General features: G+C 38.3%; 5 protein-coding genes and 1 rRNA gene. 2 read left to right on the forward strand and 4 right to left on the reverse strand.

Annotated features, from left to right (window positions below):
• Window positions 1-191: 191 nt before the first annotated feature.
• The gene (locus tag ABIC84_RS26750) at window positions 192-4,001 is read left to right on the forward strand and encodes a DUF7149 domain-containing protein (protein ID WP_429265542.1); all 3,810 of its coding nucleotides are present in this window, start codon (window positions 192-194) and stop codon (window positions 3,999-4,001) included.
• Here the strand turns inward: ABIC84_RS26750 and ABIC84_RS26755 are convergent, their stop codons facing one another.
• Window positions 4,002-4,889, reverse strand: a complete 888-nt coding sequence (locus tag ABIC84_RS26755; RefSeq protein ID WP_429265543.1) for a TaqI-like C-terminal specificity domain-containing protein — start codon at window positions 4,887-4,889, stop codon at window positions 4,002-4,004. It lies immediately after the preceding gene.
• A gap of 162 nt (window positions 4,890-5,051) precedes the next feature.
• On the opposite strand from ABIC84_RS26755, the gene ABIC84_RS26760 reads away from it, so the two are divergent.
• A complete protein-coding gene (locus ABIC84_RS26760; protein ID WP_429265544.1) occupies window positions 5,052-5,648 on the forward strand; it encodes a master DNA invertase Mpi family serine-type recombinase in 597 nt (198 codons plus the stop codon).
• An 82-nt stretch (window positions 5,649-5,730) separates the two neighbouring features.
• Here ABIC84_RS26760 and ABIC84_RS26765 read toward each other — a convergent pair whose 3' ends face one another.
• The 3 genes from ABIC84_RS26765 to rrf form a co-directional block, all read right to left on the reverse strand.
• Window positions 5,731-6,798 carry an AAA family ATPase gene (locus ABIC84_RS26765; protein ID WP_429265545.1) on the reverse strand — a complete coding sequence of 356 codons (1,068 nt, stop codon included), beginning with the start codon at window positions 6,796-6,798 and terminating at the stop codon, window positions 5,731-5,733.
• A 443-nt stretch (window positions 6,799-7,241) separates the two neighbouring features.
• Window positions 7,242-7,481, reverse strand: a complete 240-nt coding sequence (locus ABIC84_RS26770) for a hypothetical protein (protein ID WP_090535008.1) — start codon at window positions 7,479-7,481, stop codon at window positions 7,242-7,244.
• A 205-nt stretch (window positions 7,482-7,686) separates the two neighbouring features.
• Window positions 7,687-7,762: ribosomal RNA gene (gene rrf, locus ABIC84_RS26775) — 5S ribosomal RNA — on the reverse strand; the annotation flags it as partial.

Consider the following 7,762-nt stretch of genomic DNA (forward strand, 5'->3'; position numbering starts at 1 on the left):
GCGCGAAGGCCTGCACAAGGCTGTGGGTTTTCCGCTGCAATCCCTAACGCGGCCGGGGCGCGGGGGCATCAGCTATTTTATTAGGCAATGTTATAGTAATTGAAAAAAATATATTAATTTATTCCTGCTTAATTTAAACGGGGTATTATATTATACAATATATTTATAGTTATTTTCTAAACCGACCCTAAATGACTATAGATATCAGCGAGCTTCAGGCCAGCATTGATCGGGCTTATCGTCTCATTAGCCCGCTTCGTAAGGATATTGACCTGTTTAAAAAGAACCTGCAAAATCTTTTAAACTTAATTGATGAAAAAGAAAGTGAGGAGAATGTTAAAGGTCACTTAACAGACTTTTTAAAGACTACTTTCTATCATCCTGATTATTTGGTCGCTACAAAGGGGAAAGCCGATTTTGTTATTCACTTAGGTAAAGATGCCACTACCCCGGTTGGTGTATTGTTTGAAGTTAAGCGGCCCAGTAATAAGGCAGATATGGTCACTCAAACCAATCTGAATACGAAGGCTATGCATGAGCTTATTCTTTATTTTTTTAGAGAAAGGACAAAAGCGAAAAATAACTCATTAACCCATTTAGTAATAACCAACATTTACGAGTGGTTTATTTTTGATGCACAACAGTTTGAGAGAATATTTACAAAAAACACACAGCTACAAAAAGCATATCGCGAATGGGAAAATAAGCAAAAGGTAAGCAGCACCACAGACTTATTTTATAACGAAATTATAAAGCCGTTTTTAGTTGAATTTGATAAAGAAATCAGCTTTACTTATTTTAATCTCAAAAAATATATTCCATTATTAAAAAGCGAAAACACAAAGGACAACGCTTTAATACCACTTTATAAGTTCTTTACTCCGGTACATCTACTTAAACTCCCATTTTTAAACGATAGTAACACACTTAATAAAGGTTTTTTCGCCGAACTGTTGCATATTATAGGATTAGAGGAATACAAAGAAAGCGGTCGAAAAATTATTCGTCGGTTACCTGAGGGTAAACGCAATCCGGCATCCTTTATTGAGAATACAATTGAGTTTCTTGAAACGGAAGATGCTCTTTATAAAATTCCTTCATCGCTGTTACAGGGAAACACTCGCGATGAACAATTATTTAATGTCGGTCTTGAACTAAGCATTACATGGATTAACCGCATACTTTTTTTAAAGTTATTGGAAGCACAATTGGTTAAATACCATCAGGGAGATCGCAAATATCGTTTCCTTAACCAGCAGATAATTCCTAATTATAATGAGTTATATAAACTCTTTTTCCAGGTGCTTGCCAAAGAACATACTGATCGCAGCGCTGCCATTAAAGCCAAATACGCACATATTCCATATCTCAATAGTTCCCTGTTTGAATTTTCTGACCTCGAAGAACTTACTATCAAGGTAAATGCCCTTGATGACAACCTCAACATTGATATCTATCCCGGTTCGGTACTTAAAAAAGCTGTTAATTATAAATATGCCGATACTCAAAATACACTACATTATCTATTTGATTTTTTGGATGCCTATAATTTCGCTTCGATAGGCAAAGAAGAAGTACAGGAAGAAAATAAAACAATTATTAATGCTGCCGTTTTAGGTCTGGTGTTTGAAAAAATCAACGGATATAAAGACGGATCAATTTATACTCCAGGGGCAATAACTACTTTCTTATGCCGTGAAACAATAAGGAAAGCGGTTGTACAAAAGTTTAACGAAGAAAATGGATGGCAATGCGAAACTATTGGCGACGTGAAAAATTACCTCACAGATAGGCGCAATGCAAAAGACATTTTGAAATTCAACAACCAAATTGAAACAGTTCGCATAGCCGACCCTGCAGTTGGCTCCGGTCACTTTTTAGTATCAAGCCTTAACGAAATTATAAGTATAAAATCTGAATTGGGCATATTGGCCGATGTTAACGGCACCCGCCTCTCAGAAATTGAGGTTGGTATAGCTAACGATGAATTGGTGATCACATATCACGATACTAAAGCATTTTTTGATTATACCATCAAATCCTCTACCCCTACCGCTAACATTGTGTCAGAAAAAGAGCAGCGTATCCAAAGCACTCTATTTGAGGAAAAGCGGAAAATCATAGAAAACTGCCTTTTCGGTGTGGATATAAACCCTAACTCTGTAAAAATCTGTCGTCTGCGTTTATGGATAGAGTTGCTCAAACACACTTATTATAAGCCAGATACAGAATACACACAGCTTGAAACATTACCTAATATTGATATCAATATAAAACGTGGTAATTCGCTCCTCAGCAAGTTTTCACTTACCGAAGACCTTTCCGATGTTTTTAAGAAACAGAAGTTTAGTGTTAGTGACTACCAGTTGGCAGTTGAAGCTTATAAAGAAGAATCGAAAAAAGAAGCCAAGGAAGAGTTCAAAAATTTCATTAAGGATATCAAAAATCAGTTTCATGAAACTGTAAGCCGTCGCGATCCGCGGCGCAAACGCTTATCCGAATTAAGGGGGCAACACGCGCTTGCACAGAACAACATTGATCTTTTTGGTGAAAAAAAGCGAAGCCAAAAGGATATGGAACTGGAAATAAGACGTATTGTACTTAGTATAGAAAAAATAGAAACTGAAATAAAGGAGATTGAAAATAACGCTATATACCGCAATGCCTTTGAGTGGCGCTTTGAATTCCCTGAAGTATTGAATGCCAAAGGAGACTTTGATGGTTTTGAAGTTCTTATTGGCAATCCACCTTATATACAATTGCAAAAGATGGGTGCCGAAGCTGATGCATTACAAAAAAGCGGATATGAGACCTTTGTTCGTACAGGAGACATATATTGCCTTTTTTATGAATTAGCCCAAAAGCTGTTAAAACCCAATTACTTTTTCGGTTATATAACTTCAAATAAATGGATGCGGGCTAATTATGGAGAAGCCATGCGCCGCTTCTTTTTAGAGAAAACCAACCCGTTGTTATTAGTTGACTTTGGTGGTTATCAGGTATTTGAATCAGCAACGGTTGACGCTAATATGTTAATCGCCCAAAACTCTCCATATGATGGTGAAATAGCTACATGCCTGTTAGATAAAAGCCTCGGTAGTTTAGAAAAAATGAGCGTTTTTATTAATCAATACACCACAGTTCAAAATGGATTTTCAAATGATGGCTGGGTTATCCTATCTCCAATTGAAATGTCTATAAAAAGAAAGGTAGAAAAGGCCGGTACACCATTGAAAGACTGGGATATCAATATTTATCGAGGTATACTAACCGGGTATAACGAAGCTTTTATTATTGACGAGCATAAAAAAGATGAGCTAATTAGATCTTCGCCTAAAAATATCGAAATTATTCGTCCGATTCTTCGTGGCAAGGACATATATAGATACGCTATAAGTGGCAGTAAATTGTGGATTATACATGCTCATAATGGCATTAAAAGTAAGAATGTGCCAAGAGTTTCTTTAGAATTGGAGTATCCAGAACTTTATAAGCATTTAGAAGGATTCAAAGAAATGTTAGAAAGGCGTTCAGATAAGGGTGATCATTGGTCAAATCTTCGTAACTGTGCTTACATAGATGATTTTAGCAAAAGCAAAATTATTTACCCTGAAATAACAAAATTCATTAACTTCTTCTTAGACGAAAATGGCGATTATTTAGTGAATAATAAATGCTTCATAATGATCGGACAGTATTTGGCATATTTGACTGCTTTTTTCAATTCATCAATATTTAAGTATTGTTTTCTCAATAATTTTCCAGAACTAATGGGGGGCACTCGAGAATTAAGAAAGATATTCTTTGATTTGATACCTGTGAAAATGATCAACGAAGAAATTAACAACACGTTTAATTTAAAGGTTGAAAAAATACAACATCTAAAAAGAGAGAATTTGAATACTCATGTTCTCGAAAAGGAAATTGATGAAATGCTTTTTAATTTATATGAGTTAACCATTGAAGAACGAGAGACTATAGGTTTTATTCAAATTATTTGATTACCTAATATTATTGAAATATTCTCTTTCATTTTCTGTTAAATCGTAAAGATCGTAAACCAAATTATTTATTTCATCTTCTATACATTTAGTGTCCATCTTTTCCTTTTTTGAACTTAATACCTTATTAATCAGGGACTCAAAATCAGGTGTATTCTTAACAATTGGCGGTATAGGGAAGTTTACGACGTACTGACTGAACATTCTATATTGCCTTTGTTGCAATTGCGAAGTGTAATTTTTAATGAGAAACTTACCAACTCTTGAATTTAGAATTGCCAGTAAGTATTTAAGGACCTTGGTGTCTGCGGTGATAAAGTATGCTGTATTTAATAATAGTTCTCCGTTTTCTGAATAAGAAAAAGAAGGGAATTCATATCCATCAACTTCGTTATCAGTCATTATGTCGATATAAACAATTTTATCCTTTTGAAACTCATCAAAATAAGTCGCAGCACATCTTTGCAAAGCGTACCATTCATATCTAATTCCAGTCTCGGCTTGATTCCGTTTTTCTAAGGTGCCTTTAAAGGTATTTAGATGGTTATAAATATTAGAATATCGATTCGCAAATTGTTTTTCCGCTTCAATTGAATTTCCTTTTACATTATCATCGTTTTGCAAAGGAAAATGCCATGGAACGTATATCAACCATTTATTCGCAAAATCTATGGTGTATTTTTTTATATCTCTGCCACGAATAATCGGACGAATAATTTCGGCAGATTCTGGTGATTTCTCTATTAATTCAGCTTTTTTATGTTCGTCAATAATAAACGCCTCATTGAAACCAGTTTTTATTCCATAATTTATTTGTATATCCCAACCTTTTAGCGGAGTACCTAACATCTCTATTTTTGCCTTTATTTCCTCCTCGATACCCGTCAAAACCACCCAACTATCTTCATTTGAAAATCCATTTTGAACTGTGGTGTATTGATTAATAAAAACGCTCCTATTACTATTTCTTAATTTATCGATATTAAGAGTATTAGTAATTTAATTTTAGCATCATTAGAATAAACTTTTAATACATATAAATTCATCACTATGAAATACGGCTATATCCGCATTAGTACCGATAAACAAACAACCGAAAATCAACGCTTCGAAATTTTAAAATTTGCACTATTAAAAAACATTGTTGTAGACGAATGGATTGAAGAAACTATCAGCTCAACTAAACGCCTTGACGTTCGTAAGTTTGGCAACTTGCTTCAACGTATGCAAAAAGGTGATGTATTAATAGTTTCTGAACTTTCTCGAATGGGACGTAATTTAATGCAAATCATGAAAATACTTCATGATTGTATGGAAAAGGATGTAATGGTTTACACAGTTAAAGAGAATTATGAATTAGGCAACAATATCAATTCAAAAGTACTGGCCTTTGCATTCGGCTTATCAGCAGAGATTGAACGTAATCTTATCTCCCAACGCACTAAAGAAGCCCTTGCCAGGCGTAAAGCTGAGGGACAAACCTTAGGTCGCCCTAAAGGTAGTCGTTCACAGATTCGTAAATTAACTGGTAAGGAAAACGAAATACAGGCGCTCATCAATAAAAAAATATCATACAGCGCAATAGGACGGATATTAGGTGTTCATCGGTTAACAGTATCTGCATTTGTAAAAGATAAAGTTGCTTAAAGGTTCACCATAACCCCATCTCCCATCGGCGCGGGTACATAGCTCTATCAAAAGCCTAAGTACTCGTGCCCTTTTAAGGGATTTAAAATGTATTGTTCAGCATCCTATTCACACTTCCCACACTCAGCCCGAGCCGCTCCGCCACCTGCCGCTGGCTTAAACCTTCATCGCTTAATTTGTTAGCCTCCCGGTGCATCCGTTCGCGTTCTTGCCGGGAGGCGTCGCGCAGGTGGTTTTTCTCGCAGTCATGTCCCGTAAAAACAAACTTTAAAAAGCCGCTATGCCGCTCCAGTTGGGCAAGGCATATGTTATCGACGCCATAAGTTTCGGCAGTGCTGCGCTGCTTAATCTGCTTTAAATAGCGCTGGCCGGGCATGGAGTGGCTTTCGCCCATGGCAAAGGCACTGTCGCAAAAATTGATGAGCATTTTACTCCCCTGCAAATCATTGCGGCTCAGCGGCAGCCGCGGGTTACGCTTAGGCGTATGGGCCAATACCAGGATACTCACCCCATGGCGGGTTTTAAGCTTTTTCAGTTCCTTCATCAGCAACAGGGCAGCCCCGGCGCTCTCGGTTCCGTTGCGCAGGCAGGTAATATTATCAATGATGAGCACCCGGGCGTCGGTACGCTTAATGCCCCGCGTTAAAGCTTCAATCACATACCTGTCCAGCTTTTGATAATGCGAGCTTGCACGGTTAAACTGGTTGTATTCGCCGCGGTAAAACTCGGTGGCAAACTGGTAACGGTTTTGGCCGTCGGTATAGCGTTGTTCAAACTGCTTACCGGTAAGTTCAAAATCAATATACAACACCGGCGAGGCTTCGGCCCCAAGCGTAAAGGGAGCAATGGGTTCGCCCCGGGTAATGCTGTCGGCCAGCTGCACAGCCAGCAGGCTTTTGCCCATATTGGTATCGGCAAACAGGATGCAAAGCTCGCCCTCCAGCCAAAAGTTGCCAAACAGCATTTGGGGCGTTACGTGTTCAGTTTCCATGGCCATCCACTCATTGGCCGGGTAAATATCAAACAGCTCAACCACAGCATCCGGGTCGGAGATCATAACCTCTCCTTTTCGCCCAAGCTTAGCCGCCGCTTCCCGCACCTCATTTTGAATCATTTGAATAACCAGGGGTTTTTCTGCAGTATGGTCCATAATTTGTCGCGCCCCTGTCCGGCAGCTCAAAAGCCCGAAACATCCATCGTTATTTGCCGCCAACCCGCCGGCAATCATGAAAGGCACTCAAATTTACCCACTAAAAAGCCCCCCAATGGTGACAGCATTTTGTCAGTGTTCAATTTTTAAAAACCGGGTGTTCAACGTTCAAAAACCAATTTACATAAACAACTGATTATCAAATACAAGTTGTTCAAATTGCTATTTTGAACAAATTTACCAATTTACAACACACTGATTATCAGTCGTTCAATTTTACAATAAAACACCAGGTGTTTACACTTTCAAAAATTGAACAGTACAATACAGGTAAGCGCCAATGCTCCGAAACCACCATTGCCCCCACGACCGGACACCCTAACAAACAAAAAAGGCCCGCCAAACCTGGCAGACCTTTTAAATTCTTCTACAAAACCAATCCCTTATTCCCTGCTCTTCTTCTTAGCAGGTTCAACATATTTTTCACCAAGGGCTTCAAGCGCAGCGATGAGTTTTTTGCGTTCTACGGCATTGTCGGGCACGGTAGCCAGCTTCTCGCGGCGGGCTTCCTCCACCTTGCGGATCTTCTCGTCAAAAGCCCTGTTGATTTTATCAAGCTCGGGCGTGGTATCCAGTTTTGCTATTTCTGCTTTAATTTGGGCTGCTAATTTTTCAAATTCCATGGGGCTATTTTTGGAAGCGCAAACATAAAAAAATCATTGTAAGTTACTATTACCGCAATAAAAAGTATGTGTGTTAATTTGTATTTTCCGTTAGCGCCGAAGCGCGCTATGGAGAATATGACAGGCCTATGAAACGGATAATAACGCAAAAAGCCTTAGTAATTAGCTAAGGCTTTTGCGATGTAGCACTATTGAAAGTGATAAAGGGTGGCACCGACCTACTCTCCCACGTTTTACCGCAGTACCATCGGCTCTGGCGGGCTTGACTTCTCTGTTCGGAA

Source organism: Mucilaginibacter sp. 3215 (genome assembly GCF_050433785.1).
Classification (GTDB): domain Bacteria; phylum Bacteroidota; class Bacteroidia; order Sphingobacteriales; family Sphingobacteriaceae; genus Mucilaginibacter.

What these genes read in the sequence shown, in the direction of transcription:
- ABIC84_RS26760 (WP_429265544.1), top strand. Translation starts at nt 5,052, where the DNA reads ATGAAATACGGCTATATCCGCATTAGTACCGATAAACAAACAACCGAA.
- ABIC84_RS26770 (WP_090535008.1), bottom strand. Translation starts at nt 7,481, where the DNA reads ATGGAATTTGAAAAATTAGCAGCCCAAATTAAAGCAGAAATAGCAAAA.
- ABIC84_RS26765 (WP_429265545.1), bottom strand. Translation starts at nt 6,798, where the DNA reads ATGGACCATACTGCAGAAAAACCCCTGGTTATTCAAATGATTCAAAAT.
- ABIC84_RS26750 (WP_429265542.1), top strand. Translation starts at nt 192, where the DNA reads ATGACTATAGATATCAGCGAGCTTCAGGCCAGCATTGATCGGGCTTAT.